The sequence below is a fragment of the Variovorax sp. CF079 genome, assembly GCF_900101545.1.
Taxonomy (GTDB): domain Bacteria; phylum Pseudomonadota; class Gammaproteobacteria; order Burkholderiales; family Burkholderiaceae_C; genus Variovorax.
Genome location: NZ_FMZU01000004.1, coordinates 287,142 through 306,882, shown reverse-complemented (window position 1 = coordinate 306,882; position 19,741 = coordinate 287,142). Strand labels below are relative to the sequence as shown.

General features: G+C 68.7%; 22 protein-coding genes. 12 read left to right on the top strand and 10 right to left on the bottom strand.

Features of this window, described 5'->3' with window-relative positions; genetic code table 11:
- Positions 1-38: 38 nt before the first annotated feature.
- Positions 39-809, bottom strand: a complete 771-nt coding sequence (locus BLS74_RS07375) for a Crp/Fnr family transcriptional regulator (protein WP_093104128.1) — start codon at positions 807-809, stop codon at positions 39-41.
- 91 nt (positions 810-900) lie between these two features.
- Here BLS74_RS07375 and BLS74_RS07370 point away from each other — a divergent pair, with 91 nt between their 5' ends.
- Entirely contained in the window at positions 901-1,305 is a 405-nt protein-coding gene (locus BLS74_RS07370) for a BLUF domain-containing protein (protein ID WP_093104127.1), read from the top strand.
- An 18-nt stretch (positions 1,306-1,323) separates the two neighbouring features.
- Here the strand turns inward: BLS74_RS07370 and BLS74_RS07365 are convergent, their stop codons facing one another.
- Positions 1,324-1,644 carry a DUF2917 domain-containing protein gene (locus BLS74_RS07365; protein WP_093104125.1) on the bottom strand — a complete coding sequence of 107 codons (321 nt, stop codon included), beginning with the start codon at positions 1,642-1,644 and terminating at the stop codon, positions 1,324-1,326.
- Positions 1,645-1,783: 139 nt separating this feature from the next.
- Here BLS74_RS07365 and BLS74_RS07360 point away from each other — a divergent pair, with 139 nt between their 5' ends.
- On the top strand, positions 1,784-2,767 hold the full coding sequence (locus BLS74_RS07360; protein ID WP_093104124.1) for a LysR substrate-binding domain-containing protein: 984 nt from the start codon (positions 1,784-1,786) through the stop codon (positions 2,765-2,767).
- A 1-nt stretch (position 2,768) separates the two neighbouring features.
- Here the strand turns inward: BLS74_RS07360 and BLS74_RS07355 are convergent, their stop codons facing one another.
- Entirely contained in the window at positions 2,769-3,386 is a 618-nt protein-coding gene (locus tag BLS74_RS07355) for a 5-formyltetrahydrofolate cyclo-ligase (protein WP_093104122.1), read from the bottom strand.
- A 9-nt stretch (positions 3,387-3,395) separates the two neighbouring features.
- Between BLS74_RS07355 and BLS74_RS07350 the strand changes: the two genes are divergently transcribed.
- From BLS74_RS07350 to otsA, 7 genes are all read left to right on the top strand, one after another.
- Entirely contained in the window at positions 3,396-5,417 is a 2,022-nt protein-coding gene (locus tag BLS74_RS07350) for a lytic transglycosylase domain-containing protein (protein ID WP_093104120.1), read from the top strand.
- Positions 5,417-5,977, top strand: a complete 561-nt coding sequence (locus BLS74_RS07345; protein ID WP_093104118.1) for an MgtC/SapB family protein — start codon at positions 5,417-5,419, stop codon at positions 5,975-5,977. The genes BLS74_RS07350 and BLS74_RS07345 overlap by 1 nt, the downstream gene beginning before the upstream one ends.
- Before the next feature lie 85 nt (positions 5,978-6,062).
- The gene (locus BLS74_RS07340) at positions 6,063-6,746 is read left to right on the top strand and encodes a glutathione S-transferase family protein (RefSeq protein WP_093104116.1); all 684 of its coding nucleotides are present in this window, start codon (positions 6,063-6,065) and stop codon (positions 6,744-6,746) included.
- Positions 6,747-6,787: 41 nt separating this feature from the next.
- A complete protein-coding gene (locus tag BLS74_RS07335) occupies positions 6,788-8,044 on the top strand; it encodes a multifunctional CCA addition/repair protein (RefSeq protein ID WP_093104114.1) in 1,257 nt (418 codons plus the stop codon).
- A 64-nt stretch (positions 8,045-8,108) separates the two neighbouring features.
- Positions 8,109-8,870 (top strand): trehalose-phosphatase, encoded by a 762-nt coding sequence (gene otsB / locus BLS74_RS07330; protein WP_093104113.1) that lies wholly within the window; start codon positions 8,109-8,111, stop codon positions 8,868-8,870.
- Positions 8,867-10,792 (top strand): glycoside hydrolase family 15 protein, encoded by a 1,926-nt coding sequence (locus BLS74_RS07325; RefSeq protein WP_093104111.1) that lies wholly within the window; start codon positions 8,867-8,869, stop codon positions 10,790-10,792. The genes otsB and BLS74_RS07325 overlap by 4 nt, the downstream gene beginning before the upstream one ends.
- A 25-nt stretch (positions 10,793-10,817) precedes the next feature.
- Entirely contained in the window at positions 10,818-12,203 is a 1,386-nt protein-coding gene (gene otsA / locus BLS74_RS07320) for an alpha,alpha-trehalose-phosphate synthase (UDP-forming) (RefSeq protein WP_093104110.1), read from the top strand.
- Here the strand turns inward: otsA and BLS74_RS07315 are convergent.
- Positions 12,200-12,517, bottom strand: a complete 318-nt coding sequence (locus BLS74_RS07315; protein WP_093104108.1) for a hypothetical protein — start codon at positions 12,515-12,517, stop codon at positions 12,200-12,202. The two genes, otsA and BLS74_RS07315, sit on opposite strands and share 4 nt — an antisense overlap.
- A 182-nt stretch (positions 12,518-12,699) precedes the next feature.
- On the opposite strand from BLS74_RS07315, the gene BLS74_RS07310 reads away from it, so the two are divergent.
- On the top strand, positions 12,700-14,232 hold the full coding sequence (locus tag BLS74_RS07310) for an aminotransferase-like domain-containing protein (protein WP_093104107.1): 1,533 nt from the start codon (positions 12,700-12,702) through the stop codon (positions 14,230-14,232).
- On the opposite strand, the gene BLS74_RS07305 is transcribed toward BLS74_RS07310, so the two are convergent.
- Together BLS74_RS07305 and BLS74_RS07300 are read right to left on the bottom strand one after the other, a co-directional pair.
- A complete protein-coding gene (locus tag BLS74_RS07305; RefSeq protein WP_093104106.1) occupies positions 14,205-15,131 on the bottom strand; it encodes an ROK family protein in 927 nt (308 codons plus the stop codon). The genes BLS74_RS07310 and BLS74_RS07305 overlap by 28 nt on opposite strands.
- Before the next feature lie 4 nt (positions 15,132-15,135).
- The gene (locus BLS74_RS07300) at positions 15,136-15,330 is read right to left on the bottom strand and encodes a DUF2905 domain-containing protein (protein WP_093104104.1); all 195 of its coding nucleotides are present in this window, start codon (positions 15,328-15,330) and stop codon (positions 15,136-15,138) included.
- A 117-nt stretch (positions 15,331-15,447) separates the two neighbouring features.
- Between BLS74_RS07300 and BLS74_RS07295 the strand changes: the two genes are divergently transcribed.
- Complete coding sequence (locus BLS74_RS07295; RefSeq protein WP_093104103.1) at positions 15,448-15,672, top strand: ATP-grasp domain-containing protein; 225 nt, start codon at positions 15,448-15,450, stop codon at positions 15,670-15,672.
- A 28-nt stretch (positions 15,673-15,700) separates the two neighbouring features.
- Here the strand turns inward: BLS74_RS07295 and BLS74_RS07290 are convergent, their stop codons facing one another.
- Positions 15,701-16,240 (bottom strand): helix-turn-helix transcriptional regulator, encoded by a 540-nt coding sequence (locus BLS74_RS07290; protein WP_093104101.1) that lies wholly within the window; start codon positions 16,238-16,240, stop codon positions 15,701-15,703.
- 148 nt (positions 16,241-16,388) lie between these two features.
- Entirely contained in the window at positions 16,389-17,183 is a 795-nt protein-coding gene (gene hisN, locus BLS74_RS07285; RefSeq protein ID WP_093104100.1) for a histidinol-phosphatase, read from the bottom strand.
- 117 nt (positions 17,184-17,300) lie between these two features.
- On the opposite strand from hisN, the gene BLS74_RS07280 reads away from it, so the two are divergent.
- Complete coding sequence (locus tag BLS74_RS07280; RefSeq protein WP_093104098.1) at positions 17,301-17,687, top strand: DUF5329 family protein; 387 nt, start codon at positions 17,301-17,303, stop codon at positions 17,685-17,687.
- A gap of 22 nt (positions 17,688-17,709) precedes the next feature.
- On the opposite strand, the gene BLS74_RS07275 is transcribed toward BLS74_RS07280, so the two are convergent.
- The gene (locus BLS74_RS07275; RefSeq protein ID WP_093104182.1) at positions 17,710-18,600 is read right to left on the bottom strand and encodes a TauD/TfdA dioxygenase family protein; all 891 of its coding nucleotides are present in this window, start codon (positions 18,598-18,600) and stop codon (positions 17,710-17,712) included.
- 32 nt (positions 18,601-18,632) lie between these two features.
- Positions 18,633-19,730, bottom strand: a complete 1,098-nt coding sequence (locus BLS74_RS07270) for a class I SAM-dependent methyltransferase (RefSeq protein WP_093104097.1) — start codon at positions 19,728-19,730, stop codon at positions 18,633-18,635.
- Positions 19,731-19,741: the final 11 nt, after the last annotated feature.

Sequence of the window (19,741 nt, the reverse complement as noted above, 5' to 3'; positions counted from 1 at the left end):
GATACGCGATGGCCGTGACCAAGGCCTGTTAACAGGCCCTAGATCAGCGGCGTGGGCCGCAGCGGCCGCTCGAAATAGTCGCCCAGCGTCTCGAGCGCATGCGGCTCGAGGATGCGCAGCCATCCGCTGTCGAGCTTGTAGAGCCCGAGCTGCTGCAGCCGCCGCAAAGTCTTGTTGGTGTGCACCAGCGACAGGCCCAGTGCATCGGCGATGTGCTGCTGGTTGAACGGAAACACGACCCAGCCCTCGCGGGCCATGCCGACGCGTTCGGCGCGGCGGTAGAGATGCATCAGCAGCATCGCGACCCGCTCGGCCGCATTGCGCCGGCCGGCGGTCACGAGGTTGTCGTCCACCATCTTTTCCTCGCGCGCCGCCAGCCACGTGATGTCGTAGCCCAGCTTGGGCTGGCTGTGAAACAGGTCCCAGAGCTGGTCGCGCGCAAAGACGCACAGCGTGACAGCGGTCACCGCCTCGACGCCGTGCGTGTGACTCTCGGCAAACTCGTCCTGCAGCCCGATGAAGTCGCCCGGCAGCAGGAAGCTCAGGATCTGCCGCCGGCCGTCGCTGAGCGTCTTGAAGCGAAAGGCCCAACCGGAATAGAGCGTGAACAGCTGCGCACTGGGGCGGTCTTCCTCGACCACCGGCCGGCCGGCATCGACGACGCGCGTGCCCGTGCGGAAGGACTGGATGGCATGCAGTTCCTCGGGTGATACGGGCAGGAAAGCGGGGTTCCGGCGCAGGCCGCACTCCTCGCACGGATGGGCGCAGCGCGGCGGATGGACAAGGGCCGGATAGTCCTCGAATTTCACCGACCCACTATAGGCCTTGCGCCTATGTCTTTTCACATTTCGCGCGCTGTTCGGCGCACCTACACTGCGCTCGCTCCCAACCCGCGACCGAATGACCGAACTCCACGAGATCCTCTATTGCAGCCTGCTGGCACCCGGCCAACCCACCGAAGTCGTGGGCCAAATCGTGACTCGGGCGCGAGCCCGCAATGCAACGGAGGGAATCACGGGACTGCTGGTGTTCGACGGCATGCGCTTCTGCCAGCATTTCGAAGGCCCGCGAAAGCAGGTGCTGGGCCTGCTGAACCGCCTGGAGGCCGACCCGCGGCACATCGAGATGCGCGTGGTCTATGAAGGCGGACTCTCGAAACGCCGCTACCAGCGCTTCGAGATGGGCCTGGCCCAGACCGAGGACGGCGAGGAAGGCGAAGACATCGCCATCCTTCAGCAACTCGACGGGGCCGAGGCGCTGGAGCGCTTTCTGGCGCTGCGCCCCCGCCTCGACATTGCTGGATAGCCGGCAAGTCCCGACGGGCTAGGCCGTCGCGACATCCCAGCTGTAAGTGGCGCCGTGGCTGTCCCAGGGCTCCATCACGATGCGCTCGCCGGCGGCGACGGCCAGCGTTTCGCCCGGTGCGAGCACCAGGTCTTCGCTGCCCCAGACATCGGTGGCATCGCGCGTGACCCACACCCGGCCTTGCCGGATGCGCAGGATGCTCGCGCTGGAGGCTCTGAGACTGGTCGCCTCGCCCGCGGACAGCTGCCATGCACCCCGGCGCACGGCCGGCGGTACGGCAGCCGGACGTGCCAGGGCCGGGGACGGGAACGTAGAGGTGGTGGTGCAAGCGGCGGACATGTGAGACTCCTGTAGAGGGTTTTCTCCGAAACGCAATTGCGCGCTTCGGGAATGAATGATCGGCGCTTCCCCGTTGGCGGTCCAATGAAAACGCGGTAGCCTACTGATTCCGCTTTCGCATCAATCCGACTTCCACCCCATGCAGCATTCCCAGACCCATCTGCGCTCCCGCCCGATCTCGGCCGGTCACCTGCGCGCCTTCGAGGCCGTGGCGCGGCACCTGAACTTCCGCGCCGCGGCGGAAGAAATGGCGCTGACCCAGTCGGCCGTGAGCCGGCAGATCCAGTCGCTGGAAGAAGAGGTGGGCGTGAGCCTGTTCCTGCGCCATACGCGCGCGGTCGAGCTCACGAGCGCCGGCGCCCAGTTGCTGCTGGCGGTGCAGCAGTCGCTGCCGCGCATCGACGGCGCGGTGCGCCAGATCCGACAGAGCGCGGGCCGCAAGAGCGTGTCGCTCACGACTTTTGCCTCCTTCGCCTCGATGTGGCTGATCCCGCGGCTCGAGGCCTTCCAGCGCGACAACCCCGAGATCGACATCCGCATCGACGCCACCGACACGGCGCTGGACATGGACCTCGCGGACATCGACATCGCGCTGCGCTACGGCCCCGGCGAGAGCATGCCGGCCGGCGCGGTGCGGCTCTTCGGCGAAACGCTGACGCCGGTGGCGAGCCCCTGGCTGATCAAGAGCAACCCCGCGATCAAGGAGCCGGCCGACATCGCGCGTTTCGCGCTGATCGAGGCCGGCGATGCGCACCGCACGCACCTCGAATGGCTCACCTGGCGCCGCTGGTTCGAAGTCAACGACCTGCATCGGGCGCAGCCCAAGCGCTGGCTCTATTTCAACTACGCCTACCAGATGGTGCAGGCCGCGCTCACCGGCCAGGGCCTGGTGCTGGCACGCAGCTCGCTGATCGCCGAGAGCCTGGCCAACGGCGACCTGGTCGAGGTGCTGCCGCAGCACCGCATGGATTCACCGATGGCCTACTGGCTGATCGTCGGTCCGCGCAACGCGCAGCGGCCCGAGATCAGGGACTTCTGCGACTGGCTGCAGTCGCAGGCCGCGGTCACGCGCGAGACCATCGGCGAGGTGCCGGACCCCGACACCGTCGATCAGCTGGACTGAATCAGCCCGCCGGCCAGACTACGCCGTTGTCGTTGAGGATGGCGTCGAGCGGCAGATCGTGCGCCTCAGGCTCGAACTCCTCGATGTAGCCGTTCGTGAAGCCGAGCCCCACGGTGAAAGGCCGCGGCTCCAGCGCCGCCAGCGTGCGGTCGTAGAAGCCGCCGCCGTAGCCCAGGCGGTAGCCGCCGGCGCTGTAGCCCAGACAGGGCACGAACAGCAGCGTGGGCACGATCAGCTCGGTGTCCTTCGGCTTCGGAATGTTGAAGGCGTCGTTCTCCATCGGACAGCCCGGATACCACGCGCGAAAGGTCAGGATCTTGTGGACGCGGTCGACCACCGGCAGGCCGATGCGCCGGCGGTGCGGCTCGTCCAGCAATTCCCCGTCTTCCTTCCAGCGATGCAGCGCGGGCAAGGGATCGAACTCGCCCTTGATCGGCCAGTAGGCGCCGATCACGGTGTCGGGCCGGCCGACCAGCCAGATCCGCATCACGCGCTGCAGCAGGTCGGCGCGCGCGAGGCGGTCGGGCATGGCGAGGCGCTGCTCGATCAGCGCTTTTCGCAGCTGTTGCTTGAGAAAGTTGGCAGTTGCCGAGGTGTCGGCACCCTTTGACTTGTCCATAATCGCCCGATGCAGTTTGCAAGCATTTTGGCACCCGCGCCCCGCCGGCCCCGCGCACCCTTCTCCACCCTCGTTCTTTCGCTCGTCCTCGCCACCGCGGCACTGCTGCAGCCGGCCTGCGCGCAAAACCGCGACGACGACGTGCTGGTGCAAATGAAGCAGGCCTTCCAGCGCGGCGACAAGGCGCGTCTGACGGCCCTGCTGCCGCAGGCAAGAGGCCACGCGCTGGAACCCTGGGCCGCCTACTGGGAGCTCAAGGCGCGCCTTCAGGAAGCGAGCGCCTCCGAGGTGCAGGACTTCTTCTCGCGCTACGCCGGCACCTACCAGGAAGACCGCCTGCGCAACGACTGGCTGATGCTGCTCGGCCAGCGCCGCGACTGGGACGGCTTCGCCACGCTGCACCCGGCCTACCGCATGAACGACGATGCCCAGGTGCGCTGCTACGCCATCCTTGTCGAAACGCTGCGCGGCGGCAACGCGACCAAGGCGCAGGCCGACGAAGTCCGCCGCAACTGGCTGGGCCAGCGCGAGCTCGACGACGGCTGCCTGACCGCGGCCGACCGCATGATCGCGGCCGGCCAGATGTCGCCCAACGACGCATGGAAAAAGGCGCGCGTTTCCATCGAGGCCAACCGGCCGCAGGCGGCCCGCGCCGCGGTCCTCCTTGCCGCGCCCGATGCCGTCGCGCAGTTCGACGAGCTGAATGCCAGCATGGCCAAGTTCCTGACCGGCCGCGCCTTCGTCGCCACCAAGGCGCGCAAGGAGCTGGTGGTGCTCGCGCTGATCAAGATGACCATCGCCGACCCGGACATGGCGGCCTCCCAGCTCGAGAGCAAGTGGGGCCCGATGCTGACGTCGGAGGAGCGCAACTGGCTCTGGGGCGCGATCGGCCGCCAGTACGCCGTCAAGCTCTCGCCGGCGGCGGGCGGCGCCTTCGCGAACGTCACGAAGAACGGCGATCTCTCCGACGACATGCTGGCCTGGAAGACGCGCGCCGCGCTGCGCAGCGGCCACTGGAAGAACGTGCAGGCCGCGATCGATGCCATGAGCGAATCGACGCAGCAGGATCCGACCTGGATCTACTGGAAGGCACGCGCCCTCCACGCCCAGGGCGGTGACGAGCGCCGCGCCCAGGCGCGCGCGCTGTTCGAAAGCATTGCCGGCACGCGCGGCTTCTACGAACTGCTGGCGCTCGAAGAGCTGGGCGAGCGCGCCACGGTGCCGACCCGCCCGGCGCCGCTCACGGCCGAAGAAAAGGACGCGGCACGCAACAACCCGGCGCTCAACCGCGCTCTCAACGCGATCGCGATCGGCCTGCGCCCCGAGGGCACGCGCGAGTGGAACTACGCGACCAACCTGCACGACAAGGGCGGCATGGGCGACCGCGAACTGCTGGCCGCGGCCGACCTCGCCTGCCGGCGCGAAGTGTGGGACCGCTGCATCAACACCAGCGAGCGCACCAAGGGCATGATCGATGTCGAGCAGCGCTACCCGATGCCCTTTCGCGACACCGTGGTGCGCAAGAGCGAGGAGATCGGCCTCGACCCGGCCTACGTCTACGGCCTGATCCGGCAGGAAAGCCGCTTCATCATGGACGCGCGCTCGGGCGTCGGCGCCTCGGGCCTGATGCAGGTGATGCCCGCCACTGCGCGCTGGACTGCCAACAAGATCGGCCTCGCGGGCTTCACGCCCGGCCAGATCAACGACCGAGACACCAACATCACCATCGGCACCAACTACCTCAAGCTCGCGCTCGACGACTTCGACGGCTCGATGGCGCTGGCCGCCGCGGCCTACAACGCCGGCCCGGGCCGGCCGCGCAACTGGCGCAACGGGCCGGTGATGGAAGCGGCCATCTGGGCCGAGAACGTGCCCTTCAACGAGACCCGCGACTACGTCAAGAAGGTGCTCGCCAACGCCACCAACTACGCGGCCCTGATCACCGGCCGGCCGCAATCGATCAAGGACCGCCTCGGCAACGTAGGCCCGCGCGACGCCGCCGAGCCCGAGCCCAACAAGGACCTGCCCTGATGGCCTGGTGGGACGAAGCCGCAAGCACCATCGCGGCCGAGTTCTCGGACGTCGGCGACGTCGCCCAGTTCACGCGCATCCTGGTGCGCCTCTTTCTCGCGGCGGTGCTGGGCTTCGCGCTCGGTTTCGAGCGCGAACAGCACGGCAAGGCCGCCGGGGTGCGCACCCACATGCTGGTGGCGATCGGCTCCGCGCTCTTTGTGCTCGTGCCTCAGCAGACCGGCATCGTGCCGGCCGACATGAGCCGCGTGATCCAGGGCCTGGTGGCGGGCGTGGGTTTTCTCTGCGCCGGGACCATTCTTAAGCAGGGCCGGGACGAACGGCACGTGGAGGGCCTCACCACCGCGGCCGGCCTCTGGATGACGGCCGCCATCGGCATGGCCTGCGGACTCGGACGCGAGGCGACCGCGATACTCAGCGCCCTGCTGGCGCTGGCCGTGCTTGCGCTGGTGCCGCGACTGGTGGAGCTGATCGAGCGGATGATCGGCCCGCCTCCCGGCGGCGGTGCGAACGGGAAACCCCGCGTGATCGCCTCGCCCGACGACGAAACCAGGCGCTGAGCATCAATGGCGCACGCCTTCGGCATCAATCGCGCGCTGCCCAGCCGCTAGCATCGAGGGCTTTGCAGCAATCTGGAGGACCGCGATGCCCAAACTCTACATCGGCAACAAGAACTACTCGTCCTGGTCGATGCGGCCATGGGTGCTCATGAAGCAGGCCGGCATCGCGTTCGAGGAAGTCATGGTGCCCTTCGATGACTTGGATGCCGACTCGCACTTCAAGAAGACCATCCACGCGATCAACCCGACCGGCCGCGTGCCAGTGCTCGTGGACGGCGCCACCATCGTCTACGACACGCTGGCGATCTGCGAATACCTCGCCGAGAGCCATCCCGACAAGGCCCTCTGGCCGCGCGACATGGCCCAGCGCGCGCATGCGCGCAGCATCTGCGCTGAGATGCACGCAGGTTTCGGCGCACTGCGCACCCACTGCGGAATGAACATCGAGGCGGACCTGCGTGAGCAGGGCCGGATCATCCTGCGCGACAAGCCGGAGGTGGGTGCCGACCTCGCGCGCATCGTGCAGATGTGGAGCGGCCTCCTGGAAACCCATGGCGGGCCGATGCTGTTCGGCGAGTTCGGCATCGCGGATGCGTACTTCGCGCCGGTCGGCGTGCGCATCAGGACCTTCGGCCTGCCGGTGCCTGCCGCGATCACAGCCTACATCGAGCGCGTACAGCAGCTTCCCGGCGTGAAGGCCTGGATCGATGAGGCGCTGGTCGAGAAGCGCTTCGTCGTCATCGACGAACCCTACCGAATCGAGCGCTGAGCGAGATCCGGAATGAGGGGCCAGCACCTAAACTGCGTCCCATGCAAACCTATCTCGTCGGCGGCGCGATCCGCGATGCGCTGCTGGGCCGGCCCGGCAGCGATCGCGACTGGGTCGTGGTCGGCGCCACGCCCGAAGAGATGGTGGCCAAGGGCTTTCTGCCGGTGGGCCGCGACTTCCCGGTGTTCCTGCACCCCAAGACACGCGAGGAATACGCGCTGGCGCGCACCGAACGCAAGAGCGCGCCCGGCTATCGCGGCTTCACTATCCATGCCGCGCCCGACGTCACGCTCGAACAGGACCTGGCCCGGCGCGACCTGACGGTCAACGCGATCGCGCTGCCGGCAAACAAGGCCGCCAGCGCCATCGACACAGCGCACCTGATCGACCCCTTCCACGGCCGGCACGACCTTGCGCAGAAGCTGCTGCGCCACGTGACCGATGCCTTCCGCGAGGACCCGGTGCGCATCCTGCGCGTCGCACGCTTCGCGGCCCGCTTCACCGACTTCGAGGTCGCCCCCGAAACCATGGCGCTGATGCGCGAGATGGTCGCGGCCGGCGAAGTCGATGCGCTGGTGCCCGAGCGCGTCTGGCAGGAGCTCGCGCGCGGGCTGATGGAAGCCAGGCCCTCGCGCATGTTCGAGCTGTTGCGCGATTGCGGGGCATTGGCCGTGCTGCTGCCCGAGCTCGACCGGCTGTGGGGCGTGCCGCAGCCCGAAGCCCATCACCCCGAGGTCGACACCGGCCTGCACCTGATGATGGTGCTCGACATGGCGGCGCGGCTCGAGGCGCCGCTGGCGGTGCGCTTCGCCTGCCTGGTGCACGACCTCGGCAAGGGCAGCACGCCGCCCGAGGTACTGCCGCGCCACATCGGCCACGAGCAGCGCAGCGCGGAGCTGCTGCAGGCTGTGTGCGAGCGCTGGCGCGTGCCGGTCGAGCTGCGCGAACTGGCCGAGGTGGTGGCGCGCGAGCACGGCAACATCCATCGCAGCGGCGAACTCAATGCGACGGCGCTGGTGCGGCTGCTTGATCGCTGCGATGCATTTCGCAAGCCGGAGCGCTTTGAACAGGCGTTGCTGGCCTGCGAATGCGACGCGCGCGGGCGGCTCGGGCTCGAGGACAGCGCCTACCCGCAGCGCGAGTGCCTGCTGGCGGCACTCGGCGCGGCGCAATCGGTCGAAACGGAGCCCATTGCACGCGACGCACAGCTGGCGGGTGCAGCGGGCCCGAAAATCGGCGAGGCAATCGCCCGTGCGCGGGTTGCCGCCGTTGCAGCTGCGCTTCCGCCGCGCGCCTAGAAAGCCGATTTGCGGTCTTGGCCGACGCCCCCCACTGCCCGAGTCTGCTATGGTTTTCCCCTAAATGCAGACGCCCCCCCGCCTCACGCCAGACGCTGCCCTGTTCCTCGATTTCGACGGCACGCTCGTGGCCATTGCCGAGACGCCCGAAGCGATCGAGGTGCCGACCTCCCTGGTCGCTCTGCTCGACGACCTGCACGACCTGCTGGGCGGCGCGCTGGCGGTCGTGTCCGGCCGGCAGATCGACGTGCTCGACCGCTTCCTTGCACCGCTGCGCCTGCCGGCCGCCGGCGAGCACGGCGTGCAGCGCCGCGATGCCGAGGGCCGGATGCAGGAGCAGCGCGCACCCGACCTCAGGATGGTGCTGGACGTCGTCAACGAGCTCGCGCGCGTCTACGAAGGCCTGCTGGTGGAACGCAAGCATGCCGCGATCGCCCTGCACTACCGGCTCGCGCCCCAGCTCGAAGCCGTCTGCCGCGACGCGCTGCTGCGCGCGATCGACGGCCAGCCGCAGCTGGAGTTGCTGCACGGCAAGTTCGTGTTCGAGGTCAAGCCCGCGGGCATCAACAAGGGCGTCGCGATCGATGCCTTCCTGCGCGAAGCGCCCTTCGCCGGCCGCATGCCGGTCTTCGCCGGCGACGACACCACCGACGAAAGCGGCTTCGCCATCGTGCAGCCGCGCGGCGGCGTGGCGATCAAGGTCGGATCGGGCCCCAGCCTGGCGCTGCACCGGCTGGATTCCCCGCGCGCCGTGTTCGAATGGCTGGTCCAGGCACGCGATCTGCTCGCGGGACCGGAATCCGACACGGAAGGAAAACCTGCATGACGACGAATCTGGAAGAGGTCGCCGCGCCCGAAGACCGCGCCGGCGAGTCGATTGCCGGCGCCGCCGGCGCGAGCGACAAGGCAGCGCCGCATCCCGAGGTGCTGGACGCACCCGCTGCCCGCCGCGGCTTCGTTGCGCCGGCCAACCCCTCGCTGAAGCTGGGCGTGATCGGCAACTGCGCCTTCAGCGCGCTGGTCGACGAGCGCGGCCGCATCGTCTGGTGCTGCCTGCCGCGCTTCGACGGCGAGCCGGTGTTCAACGCGCTGCTGCATCCGGCCGAGGATGCGAGCGCATGGGCCATCGAAATCGAGGACTTCGCATCGGCCAAGCAGTGGTACGAGCCGAACACCGCCGTGCTGCGCACCCAGCTCTTCGACAGTGCGGGCCAGGGCCTCGAGATCACCGACCTGGCGCCGCGCTTTCACAGCCGCTCGCGTTATTTCAGGCCGCTCACAATCGTTCGCCGCGTCAGGCCGATCCAGGGCACACCGCGCATCCGCGTCTCGCTGGCCCCTCGCTTCCAGTGGGGCGCGACGGCGCCGACCATGACGCGCGGCAGCAACCACATCCGCTATGTGGGGCCCGACTTCGCGTTGCGTCTCAACACCGACGCCCCGGTCTCGCACGTGCTTTCGCGCCAGCCCTTCGTGCTGTCGCGCGAGCACAACTTCGTGTTCGGCGCCGACGAGACGCTGACCGACGGCATCGCCGACACGGCGCGCCATTTCGAGCAGGAAACCATCGCCTACTGGCGCACCTGGAGCAAGCGGCTCGCGATCCCCTTCGAGTGGCAGGAAGCGGTGATCCGCGCCGCGATCACGCTCAAGCTCTCGCTCTACGAGGACACCGGCGCCATCGTCGCCGCCATGACCACCAGCATTCCCGAGGCGCCGGGCAGCCAGCGCAACTGGGACTACCGCTTCTGCTGGCTGCGCGACGCCTTCTTCGTGGTGCGCGCGCTCAACAGCCTGTCCGAGGTCGGCACCATGGAGGACTACCTGCGCTGGCTCAGCAACGTCGTGATCGGCTCGCACGGCCAGCACATCCAGCCGCTCTACGGCATCGGCCTGGAGCGCGAACTGCCCGAGTCCTTCGTCGAAGGGCTGGCCGGCTACCGCGGCATGGGGCCGGTGCGCGTGGGCAACCAGGCGCAGGAGCACTTCCAGCACGACGTCTACGGCAACATCGTGCTCGGCGCCTCGCAGGCCTTCCACGACCACCGGCTGCTCAGCCGCGCCGGCGTGGCCGAGTTCCCCCACCTCGAAGCCGTGGGCGAGCAGGCCATCCGCGTCTACGGTACGCCCGATGCCGGCATGTGGGAGCTGCGCACGCGCGCGCGCGTGCACACCAGCTCGGCGCTGATGAGCTGGGCCGCCTGCGACCGGCTCGCGAAGGTGGCGCGCGCGCTCGGCCTGCCGGAGCGCGCGGCCTACTGGCACGGCCACTCCTCGCGCATGCACGAGGAGATCCTCACCAAGTCCTGGTGCGAGGAGCGCCAGGCCTTCGCCGAGAGCTTCGGCGGCCACGAGCTCGATGCGAGCATCCTGCTGATGGCCGAGGTCGGCCTGATCGATGCGCGCGACCCGCGCTTCATCTCGACCGTCGAGGCCATGGAGAAGTCGCTCTGCGACGGTCCCTACATGCGCCGCTACGAGGCGGCCGACGATTTCGGCAAGCCCGAGACGGCCTTCAACATCTGCACTTTCTGGCGCATCGACGCCCTGGCCAAGATCGGCCGCAAGGCCGAGGCGCGGCAGATCTTCGAGACCATGCTGGCGGCACGCAATCCACTGGGCCTGCTGTCGGAAGACACGCACCCGGTCACGGGCGAGATGTGGGGCAACTTCCCGCAGACCTATTCGATGGTCGGCATCATCAATGCGGCAGTGCGGCTGTCGGCTCCCTGGGATTCGTGCATTTGAAACCGGCCGCGATCACAAGGAGCCCATGAGCCGTCTCGTCGTCATTTCCAATCGCGTTGCCGATCCGCGCAAGCCCGCGGCCGGCGGGCTGGCCGTGGCGCTCGGCGAAAGCCTGCAGCTGACCGGCGGCCTGTGGTTCGGCTGGAGCGGCACCATCGTCGAGAACGGCCCGACCGGCGAAGGCGATATGCACCGGCAGCAGGCCGGCAAGGTCACGCTCGCCACCCTCGACCTCGGCCGCGAAGACCACGACAGCTACTACCTCGGCTACAGCAACGACGTGCTGTGGCCGGTGTTCCACGACCGGCTGGACCTGGCCAACTTCGAGGCCAGCTTCATCGGCGGCTACCGGCGCGTGAACCAGCTGTTCGCGCGCAAGCTGCTGCCGCTGCTGCAGGACGATGACATCATCTGGGTGCACGACTATCACCTGATCCCGCTCGCGGCCGAGCTGCGCGCGATGGGGTGCAGGCAGCGCATCGGCTTCTTCCTGCACATCCCGCTGCCGCCGCACATCATCATGGCGGCGGTCCCGCAGCACGAATGGCTCATGCGCTCGCTCTTCGCCTACGACCTGATCGGCTTCCAGGCCCAGCAGGACGTGCAGCATTTCGAGCAGTACGTGCGCAACGAGGCCAACGGCGCCTTCATGGGCAACAGCATCTACCGTGCGTACGGCCAGACCGTGCGCTGCGGCGCCTTCCCGATCGGCATCGACGTCGACGAGTTCGCCGCGCTCACGCATGCCAAGGAATCGCGCGACATGTACGAGACCATGAAGCGCGAGTACTCGAGCCGGCGCCTGCTGCTGGGCATCGACCGGCTCGACTATTCCAAGGGCATCCCGAACCGCGTGCGCTCCTTCCGCGAACTGCTGGCCAACTACCCCGAGAACCGCCGCAGCGCGACCCTGATCCAGATCGCCTCGCCCACGCGCGAGACGGTCGACGCCTACGCCGACATCCGGCGCGAGCTCGAATCGCTGTGCGGCGCCATCAACGGCGACTACGGCGAGCTCGACTGGATGCCGGTGCGCTACATCCACCGCATGGTGGCGCGCAAGCGCGTGCCGGGGCTGTGCCGTGCGGCCGCGGTCGGACTGGTGACGCCGCTGCGCGACGGCATGAACCTGGTGGCCAAGGAATACATCGCCGCGCAGGACCCGGCCGATCCGGGCGTGCTGGTGCTCTCGCGCTTCGCCGGTGCGGCCGAACAGTTGAAGGAAGCGCTGCTGGTGAACCCCTACGACACGCACGGCACGGCCGAGACCGTGCAACAGGCGCTGCAGATGCCGCTGGAAGAGCGCCGCGAACGCCACCAGAAGCTGCTGGCGCGCATCCGCGAGCAGGACGTGCACTGGTGGCGGCGCAGCTTTCTCGAGGCGCTGCGCGCGGCCGAGAGCGTGCGCTAGCTCGCGAAGAGCAACTGCACCAGCCGCGCGACGCGCGAACTCACGGCCGGCACCGCGGGCGCCGACTGCGGCACGCCCCTGAGGCGCACCGGCGCCAGCGCCGTGACCTCGATCCAGCCGCCGCGCCCGGCAAGGTAGGCCTCGCCTTCGTCGAAGTTGTTCTCCACGCTGAACACGGTGTCGCCGAACCAGGACGGCGGCGACACGATGCGCACGCGGCCTTCCATGACCAGCAGCGAGGCGCCCGCATCGACCGCCAAGCGCAGCGATTGGCCGGGCTCGAGCCGCGTGGTTTCGGAAAGATCGCTGGTCATGGCTGGCCTCTTTCGATGCAGAGTGGGGATGGCTGAATCGTAGGCAGCGGGCTGCCGCAAAAACAGGCACAGCCAAGGGCAATCGGAAGCGCAACAGTGGCGCTCCGAACCCATCTGTTATGGTCGTTTTCCCTCGCATCTGCATCTGTTTTCCCTGCCCTCATTGCCGGAGCATCGAAGCCATGGACTCACCCCCGCTCTACCGGCAGCTGGCCACGCACTACCTCGACGCGATCCGCGCCGGCTCGCTCAAGCCCGGCGACAAGCTGCCCTCGCTGCGGCGCCTGATGCGCCAGCACGACATCAGCCTCTCGACCGCGCTGCAGCTGTGCCGCGCGATGGAGAGCGAAGGCTGGGTCGAGGCGCGCGAGCGCTCGGGCTACTTCGTGCGGCGCCCGCGGCGCCTGTCGATCGCGGCCATGGACGAGCCCGCGGCCGACCGGGCGCCCGACCCGGCGCAGTACGTCGGCATCCACGCCAAGGTGTCGGACTTCGTGGCGCGCCGCCGGCAGATCCCCGAGAAGCTCAACCTCTCCATCGCGCGCGGCGCGCCGGAGCTCTATCCGGCCGAGGCGCTGCGCAGCGCCATGACGCGCATGCTGCGCCAGCACCCCGGCATGCTGGCGGTCGCCGCGCCGCTGAAGGGCCATCGCCAGTTCCGGGAGGTGCTCGCCCAGCGCAGCCTGCGCGTGGGCATGACGATCTCGCCGGAGGACATCCTGGTGACCAACGGCTGCATCGAGGCGCTCAACCTCGCGCTGCGTGCCGTGGCGCAGCCGGGCGACACGGTGGCCGTGGAGTCGCCCACCTTCTACGGCCTGCTGCAGGTGCTCGAGAGCCTGGGCATGCGCGCGTTGGAGATCCCGACCAGCCCGCAGACCGGCATCTCGATCGAGGCGCTGGAACTCGCGATCCGCACCTACGACAACATCAAGGCCGTGGCGGTGGTGCCTCACCTGCAGAACCCGCTGGGCAGCGTGATGCCCGATGCCCACAAGGCGCGGCTCGCGCAGCTGTGCGAGCAGCACGCGATTCCCTTGATCGAGGACGACACCTACAGCGAGCTCATCGATGCGCAGATGCCGCCGCGCGCGCTCAAGTCCTGGGATGCCAGCGGCAACGTGATCCATTGCGCCTCGCTGCACAAGATCCTCGCGCCCGGCCTGCGGCTGGGCTGGATCGCGGCCGGGCGCTGGCAGGCGCGCGTGGAGATGCTCAAGTTCGCGCAGACGCGCCACAACGAGGGACTCTCGCAAGGCGCGGCCGGCCTGTTCATGGCCACCGGCGCCTACGATCGCCACCTGCGCCATCTGCGCAATTGCCTGAAGACGCAGCGCGAGCAGACCGCCGATGCGATCGCGGGCTACTTTCCTGCAGGGACCCGCATCAACCTGCCACCCGGCGGGCTGCAGCTGTGGGTCGAGCTGCCCGAGCGCCTCTCCTCGTCGCGGGTCTTCGATGCGGCGCTGGCCGAGCGGATCGTGGTGGCGCCCGGCACGCTGTTCTCGAACTCCTCGCGCTTCGACCACTACATGCGCATCAACTGCGGTTGGCCCTACGGCGAGACGGTCGATGCCGGCCTGCGCCGCCTGGGCCAGATCGTCGAGACGTTGAGCCGGGGCGCAGGGAAGGCACATACGGCTCGGCCATCGCCTACGCCCGCCTGGTCGCCTGAGGCGCGCCGGCTTCAGTCGAGCAGCGCCAGCGCCGCGTAATCACCCACCTTGTCGCCCAGCCCCGCGGGCACCAGCACTGCACCGCGCGTCAAAGCGACCAGCTTGCCGTCGACCTGCGCCTGCAGGCGCGGCAGCAGGAAATCGCGGTTGTTCCAGAACACGCTGCCGCCCAGGCTGATGCGCTGCAGATCGAGCGTGGCGACCAGGTTGTAGAGCATGCGGCCCATCACGCGGCACAGCGCATCGGTGGTGGCCAGCGCCTGCGGATCGCCCGCGGCCGCCGCGGCGAAGAGATCCGCGGCCGAATGCCCGAAGCGGCGCGCGATCGAGTTGCCGGCGGCCAGGCCCTCGACGTCGCCGACATTGCCGCAGCCGCACAGCGCGTTGCTGTCGTCGTCGACCACGAAACTGTGGCCCGCATGGCCCGCATTGCCGTTCTTGCCGTGCAGGATGCGGCCGTCGACGCACAGGCCGACGCCGACGCCGGTGCTCCAGGTGACGTAGGCGCAATGATCGGCGCCCTGCAGCGCGCCCCAGCGGCGCTCGGCCTCGAGCGCGGCCACCGCGTCGTTCTCGACCCGCACGTGGTCGAAGCGCTGCTTGAGCGGCGCCTCGACGATCGCCGTCATCCATTGGTTGGGCAGGCCGCGCGCCGGACCCGCGATGCCGCCGCAGATATTGGGCGTGGCGAGTTCGACCATGCCGTCGCGCAGCACGAAGGGTCCGGCCGAGGACACGCCCGCGCGGTCGATCGAATCGGCGGCGATGCCCTGCTCGGCGCAGATCTCGTCGATGAGCCGCAGGATCTGCAGCGCCACCGCATCGTTGTCGCCGGTCTTGGCGGTCGGTTCGCTGCGCCGGCCGATCAGCGGGGATGCGCTGTCGGCCGACAGGCTCACGGCCACCTTGGTGCCGCCGATATCGACACAAGCTCTCATCGAATCAAATCCACTTTGCGATCAAGGCTGCGATCGTGCTGAGCACCACCGTGCTTCCGATCGGCAGCTGCCATTCGCGCCCGAAGGCGCGGAACTCGAAGTCGCCGGGCAGGCGCCCGAAGCCGTAGCGCCGCAGCCACTCGGTGAGCCCGCTCATGAGGACCAGTGCAAGCACGACGACGATCAGCCAGCGAATCATGGGAAGAGTCTAGCTCTGCCGGCAAGAGGCCGTTGGACATGCATGCATGACGCAAAACTGCAAGACGGCGAGGCCGTGCCTTCGGATCATCGAAGCTCTTTTCAGAAGGAGCGCACCATGTTCGAAACCACCCTCCGCGCCGGGCTGGCCGGCCTGCTGTGCGTGCTGGCCGCCGGCATCGGCGGTTGCGATGCGCGGGGCACCATTCATTCGGCAGCCCAGGCCACCGAGGCCTGGAGCGACCACGGCAAGGTCATCGTCTGGCAGGGCATGGAGGAGCCGCGCGAACGCACATCCGCCGCGCGGACCGAAGGCGCGGGTGGCCCTGTCAGCGATCTGTGAGGAAGGCGCGGTGGCCGCAGCCGGCTTCTCAGGCCGCCAGCCGCAAGGCCGGCGGCATGACCGTGCGATGCGCGAACGCCGAACGCAGCGCGGCCGCAGCCCCGTCGCCGTCGCGCAGACGGCGCGGCGTCACGCCGGCGGTTTCGCCGAAAACGCGCGTCATGTGCGCCTGGTCCGCAAAGCCGTGTTCCGCGGCCACCTGCGCCAGCGGCATGCCATCTGCGATCGCGCAGGCCGCGCGCTGGAAGCGCACCAGGCGCGCGTAGGTGCGCGGCGCCACGCCGAGACAACGCCGGAAATCGCGCTCGAGCTGGCGCCGGCTCACGCGGTGCCGGCGCGCCAGCTCGTCGATCGGCGTGTCGGCCGCGTCGAGAAGCGACATCGCCGCGGCGGCCGCGCGCTCGACCTGCCAGCCCAGCGGGCGGCGTTCGCCAAAGCGGGTTTCGAGCCAGCGTCCGAGGACCGCACCGCGCTCCTCGCCGGACGTCGCATCGATCAGCGCAATCAGGCCCAGCAAGGCCGGATGCCGCGAGGGCGGGATCGCCGCGTGGATGGCGTGAACTGACATCGAAAGAACTCCCGCGAGACAGTGAGGGGAGCATCGATTGTTCGGATCACGGCGCGGGTTGTCGTGAGGCGACTGTCCCGGTTCGAGCGCTGCGGGTGCGCCGGGCGGGTGATCGGGCGGGACAAAGGTCCCGCGTCGACTGCTTTCTTCAGCGGCCGCCTGCCGCTCCCAGCACCGCGAGCGCCTCCCGGTGCAGCGCCGCCGTGGCCGCGGCGATCACGCGGCCGTCGGACTGCAGGCCCAGCGGTTGGCCCTGCCAGTCGGTGATCACGCCGCCGGCCGCCTCGATCAGCCCGGCGGGGCCCAGGTAGTCGTAGGGCTGCAGGCCGGTCTCGACCACCAGGTCGATGGTGCCGCCCGCGAGCTGCGCGTAGCCGTAGCAGTCGCCGCCGAAGCGGCGCATCGCGCAGCGGCGGCTCAGCGTGTCGAAGGCCTGCCAGTCGGCCGCATTGAAGATGTCGGGCGAGGTGGTGACGATGCGCGCCTCGGCAACAGCGCTGCAGCTGCTCGCGCGCACCGCCTGCCCATTGCGCTCGGCGCCGAGGCTGTACAGGCCGACCCAGCGTTCGCCGAGCACCGGCATGTCGATCATGCCGAGCTCGACGCGGCCGCCGCGCACCAGCGCGATCAGCGTGCCCCAGAGCGGCGAACCGGTGATGAAGCTGCGCGTGCCGTCGATCGGGTCCAGCACCCAGACGCTCGCGGCGTCCACGCGCTCCAGGCCGTGCTCCTCGCCGAAGATGCCGTCGGCCGGGCGCTCCCGGCCGAGGATCTCGCGCATCGCGGTCTCGGCCGCGCGGTCGGCCTGGGTGACCGGACTCTCGTCGGCCTTGGCAATGATGTCGAGCGGCGTGCGGAACAGGCGCAGCGAATGCGCGGCCGCGGCGTCGGCCAGCGCGTTGGCGATGCGCAGATCGTCTTGCGAAGGGAGGTTGGAGCTCATGGCGCGAGAAGGCAAAAAAATAGATTAAACCTGACAGCAGGCTGCTTTGACGCCCCACGCCCAGCGCCGCTAGCATCGGCTGGACTTGCGTGACCCGCTCTTTGGAGTCCGATGCCAATGAACACACTTCGATTCCTGCAAGCCCTGCTGGCCGCGATGGCTTTTGGGCTGTGTGCGGCCAGCCCGGCCCACGCCACCCCCTCGGCCTCCGAGCAGAGGGTGATCGAGACCCTGATCCAGCGCGTTGCCAGCCAAAAATCGATGAAGTTCATGCGCAATGGCGAGGAGCACGATGCCACGGAAGCGGCGCAGCACCTGCGCGCCAAGTACGACCACTTCAAGGACAAGATCGTGACCGCCGAGGATTTCATCCGGCTGTGCGGCACACGCTCCGAAGTGACGAAGGTGCCCTACAAGGTCCGAACGGCGGACAAGCGCACGCGCAACTCGAGCGATTTCCTGAAGGACGAGCTTCGCCTGGTGAGACGTCAGGCCAAGGCCTGAAGCGCTTCGTCGCGGTCAGGCTTCAGAACGGCAGATCGCCCTCGATGGTCGTTCGGTAGAGCTTGCGTCGCAGTTCGTCGGGCGTGCCCGCGGCCAGGTGCATCAGCGAGCGGTTGTCCCAGAACACCAGGTCGTGCGGCGCCCAGAGGTGGCGGTACACGTACTCGGGCTTCACGCTGTGCGCGAACAGCTCGGCCAGCAACGCATCGCTTTCCTCCTGCGGCAAGCCGACGATGCGGGTCGTGAAATGTTCGCTGACGAACAGCGCCTTGCGGCCGGTTTCGGGATGGGTGCGCACCACGGGCTGAACCGCGGGCGCGACCTTGTCGATCTGGGCCTGCGAGAGCTTGGGGCGCCACGGATTCTTGGCGCGCAGTTCCTCGTACTTGGCGAGGTAGCTGTGCTCGGCCTTCAACGGCAGGATCCGTTGCTGCATCCCGGGGCTCAGGCCCTCCCAGGCGAGATGCTGGTCGGCGAAGAGCGTGTCGCCGCCTTCGCTCGGCAGTTCCTGCGCGTGCAGCAGCGAGCCGAGGCTGGGATGGGGCTTGTAGGAAATGTCGGAATGCCAATAGGCGCCTGCGTCGCCGAGGCCGAGCGGCTCGCCGTCGGCCTTCTTGATGTTGGAGACAATCAGGATCTCGGGATGGCCCTCGAGATGAAACTGGTGCAGCACATGGATCTCGAGCGGGCCGAAGCGGCGGCTGAAGGCGATGTGCTGGTCCGGCGTGATCTGCTGGTCGCGGAACACGAGCACGTGGTGGTCCAGGTGCGCGCGGTGGATGCGCCTGAAATCGGCTTCGTTGATCGGCCTTCCGATGTCGAGGCCGACGATCTCGGCGCCGACCGGTGCATCGAAGGGGCGCACCTCGAAGTCCTGATGCGGCGCGGTATCTGCGGTCGGGGCGGCAGTCATGCGGCCCATTCTCGACGAATTGTCCAACCGCTTCAGAGCGTGTGGCTGCGGTCGCCCTCGGCAAAGCCCAGTGCGTCCCAGGGCTCGCCGGCCGCGAAGCCGATCACCTTGAACAGCTCGCCCATCTCGTGCTCGTGGATCAGGCGCGCGGCCAGCGTGCGCTCCGCCAGGGACGCCTGCTCCATCATCGGCAGGATGCCCGCGTTGAGCAGAAACCTCGCCTGGCTCGTGTAGCCCAGCACCTCGAGGCCGGCCTCCTGGCCCGCGAGCGCCACACCGGTGAAGTCGACGTGGGCCGTGATGTCCTTCTCCCCCACCTCCGCCAGCGGATCGCCGTCCGCCTGGTGGCCGCGGTGGCACATCACGGTGCCCATGTGGCGCTGCGGGTGGTAGTACTCGGCTTCGGGAAAGCCATAGTCGATGAAGAAGGCCGCGCCCTCTTTCAGCCTGTCGGCCAGCGTGGCAATGAAGGCCTGGGCCTGCGGATGGATTTCGGTCAGGTAGTTGTGCGCGCCCTCCACCTCCACCGGCGGCCGCAGTTCGGTCGGACGGTCTTCCCAGGCGAAGCCCTCGCCCCGGCGCACCACGCCGCGTTCGAACCACGCACCGCCGCTGCGCGCCAACAGCTGCACCGGCATCGCATCGAGCACCTCGTTGCCGACCACCACGCCGCGCATCGTCTCCGGCAGCTCGGCCAGCCACTCGACCTTGCCGACGTGGCGCGCGAGCGCCTGCTGCTGGCGCTCGCGCAGCGTGCCGGACAGGTCGACGATGCGATAGCGCTCGACGCGATCGCCCAAAGCGTCGAGCAGCTGCAGCGCGAGCGCGCCCGAGCCGGCACCGAACTCCCAGAGCTCGTCGGTGCCGGTCTTCGCCAGCGCCTCGGCCACCTGCACGGCCAGGGCGCGGCCGAACAGCGGCGTGAGCTCGGGCGCGGTCACGAAGTCGCTGCCCGAGGCGGGCATCTGGCCGAACTTGCGGCTCGCGTTGGCGTAGTAGCCCAGGCCCGGCGCATAAAGAGCCAGGGCCATGAAACGGTCAAATGGCAGCCAGCCTCCGGCGCGCTGCAGGGTGGCATCGATAATCCGGGTCAAGGGGGTGGCGCGTTCCGCGCTGTGCTCCTGGTTCATACGGGAAATCT

Excerpts from the sequence above, each read along its gene's own strand:
- BLS74_RS07370 (WP_093104127.1), top strand. The coding sequence starts at position 901 with ATGACCGAACTCCACGAGATCCTCTATTGCAGCCTGCTGGCACCCGGC.
- BLS74_RS07365 (WP_093104125.1), bottom strand. The coding sequence starts at position 1,644 with ATGTCCGCCGCTTGCACCACCACCTCTACGTTCCCGTCCCCGGCCCTG.
- BLS74_RS07360 (WP_093104124.1), top strand. The coding sequence starts at position 1,784 with ATGCAGCATTCCCAGACCCATCTGCGCTCCCGCCCGATCTCGGCCGGT.
- BLS74_RS07355 (WP_093104122.1), bottom strand. The coding sequence starts at position 3,386 with ATGGACAAGTCAAAGGGTGCCGACACCTCGGCAACTGCCAACTTTCTC.
- BLS74_RS07350 (WP_093104120.1), top strand. The coding sequence starts at position 3,396 with ATGCAGTTTGCAAGCATTTTGGCACCCGCGCCCCGCCGGCCCCGCGCA.
- BLS74_RS07345 (WP_093104118.1), top strand. The coding sequence starts at position 5,417 with ATGGCCTGGTGGGACGAAGCCGCAAGCACCATCGCGGCCGAGTTCTCG.
- BLS74_RS07340 (WP_093104116.1), top strand. The coding sequence starts at position 6,063 with ATGCCCAAACTCTACATCGGCAACAAGAACTACTCGTCCTGGTCGATG.
- BLS74_RS07335 (WP_093104114.1), top strand. The coding sequence starts at position 6,788 with ATGCAAACCTATCTCGTCGGCGGCGCGATCCGCGATGCGCTGCTGGGC.
- otsB (WP_093104113.1), top strand. The coding sequence starts at position 8,109 with ATGCAGACGCCCCCCCGCCTCACGCCAGACGCTGCCCTGTTCCTCGAT.
- BLS74_RS07325 (WP_093104111.1), top strand. The coding sequence starts at position 8,867 with ATGACGACGAATCTGGAAGAGGTCGCCGCGCCCGAAGACCGCGCCGGC.
- otsA (WP_093104110.1), top strand. The coding sequence starts at position 10,818 with ATGAGCCGTCTCGTCGTCATTTCCAATCGCGTTGCCGATCCGCGCAAG.
- BLS74_RS07315 (WP_093104108.1), bottom strand. The coding sequence starts at position 12,517 with ATGACCAGCGATCTTTCCGAAACCACGCGGCTCGAGCCCGGCCAATCG.
- BLS74_RS07310 (WP_093104107.1), top strand. The coding sequence starts at position 12,700 with ATGGACTCACCCCCGCTCTACCGGCAGCTGGCCACGCACTACCTCGAC.
- BLS74_RS07305 (WP_093104106.1), bottom strand. The coding sequence starts at position 15,131 with ATGAGAGCTTGTGTCGATATCGGCGGCACCAAGGTGGCCGTGAGCCTG.
- BLS74_RS07300 (WP_093104104.1), bottom strand. The coding sequence starts at position 15,330 with ATGATTCGCTGGCTGATCGTCGTCGTGCTTGCACTGGTCCTCATGAGC.
- BLS74_RS07295 (WP_093104103.1), top strand. The coding sequence starts at position 15,448 with ATGTTCGAAACCACCCTCCGCGCCGGGCTGGCCGGCCTGCTGTGCGTG.
- BLS74_RS07290 (WP_093104101.1), bottom strand. The coding sequence starts at position 16,240 with ATGTCAGTTCACGCCATCCACGCGGCGATCCCGCCCTCGCGGCATCCG.
- hisN (WP_093104100.1), bottom strand. The coding sequence starts at position 17,183 with ATGAGCTCCAACCTCCCTTCGCAAGACGATCTGCGCATCGCCAACGCG.
- BLS74_RS07280 (WP_093104098.1), top strand. The coding sequence starts at position 17,301 with ATGAACACACTTCGATTCCTGCAAGCCCTGCTGGCCGCGATGGCTTTT.
- BLS74_RS07275 (WP_093104182.1), bottom strand. The coding sequence starts at position 18,600 with ATGACTGCCGCCCCGACCGCAGATACCGCGCCGCATCAGGACTTCGAG.
- BLS74_RS07270 (WP_093104097.1), bottom strand. The coding sequence starts at position 19,730 with ATGAACCAGGAGCACAGCGCGGAACGCGCCACCCCCTTGACCCGGATT.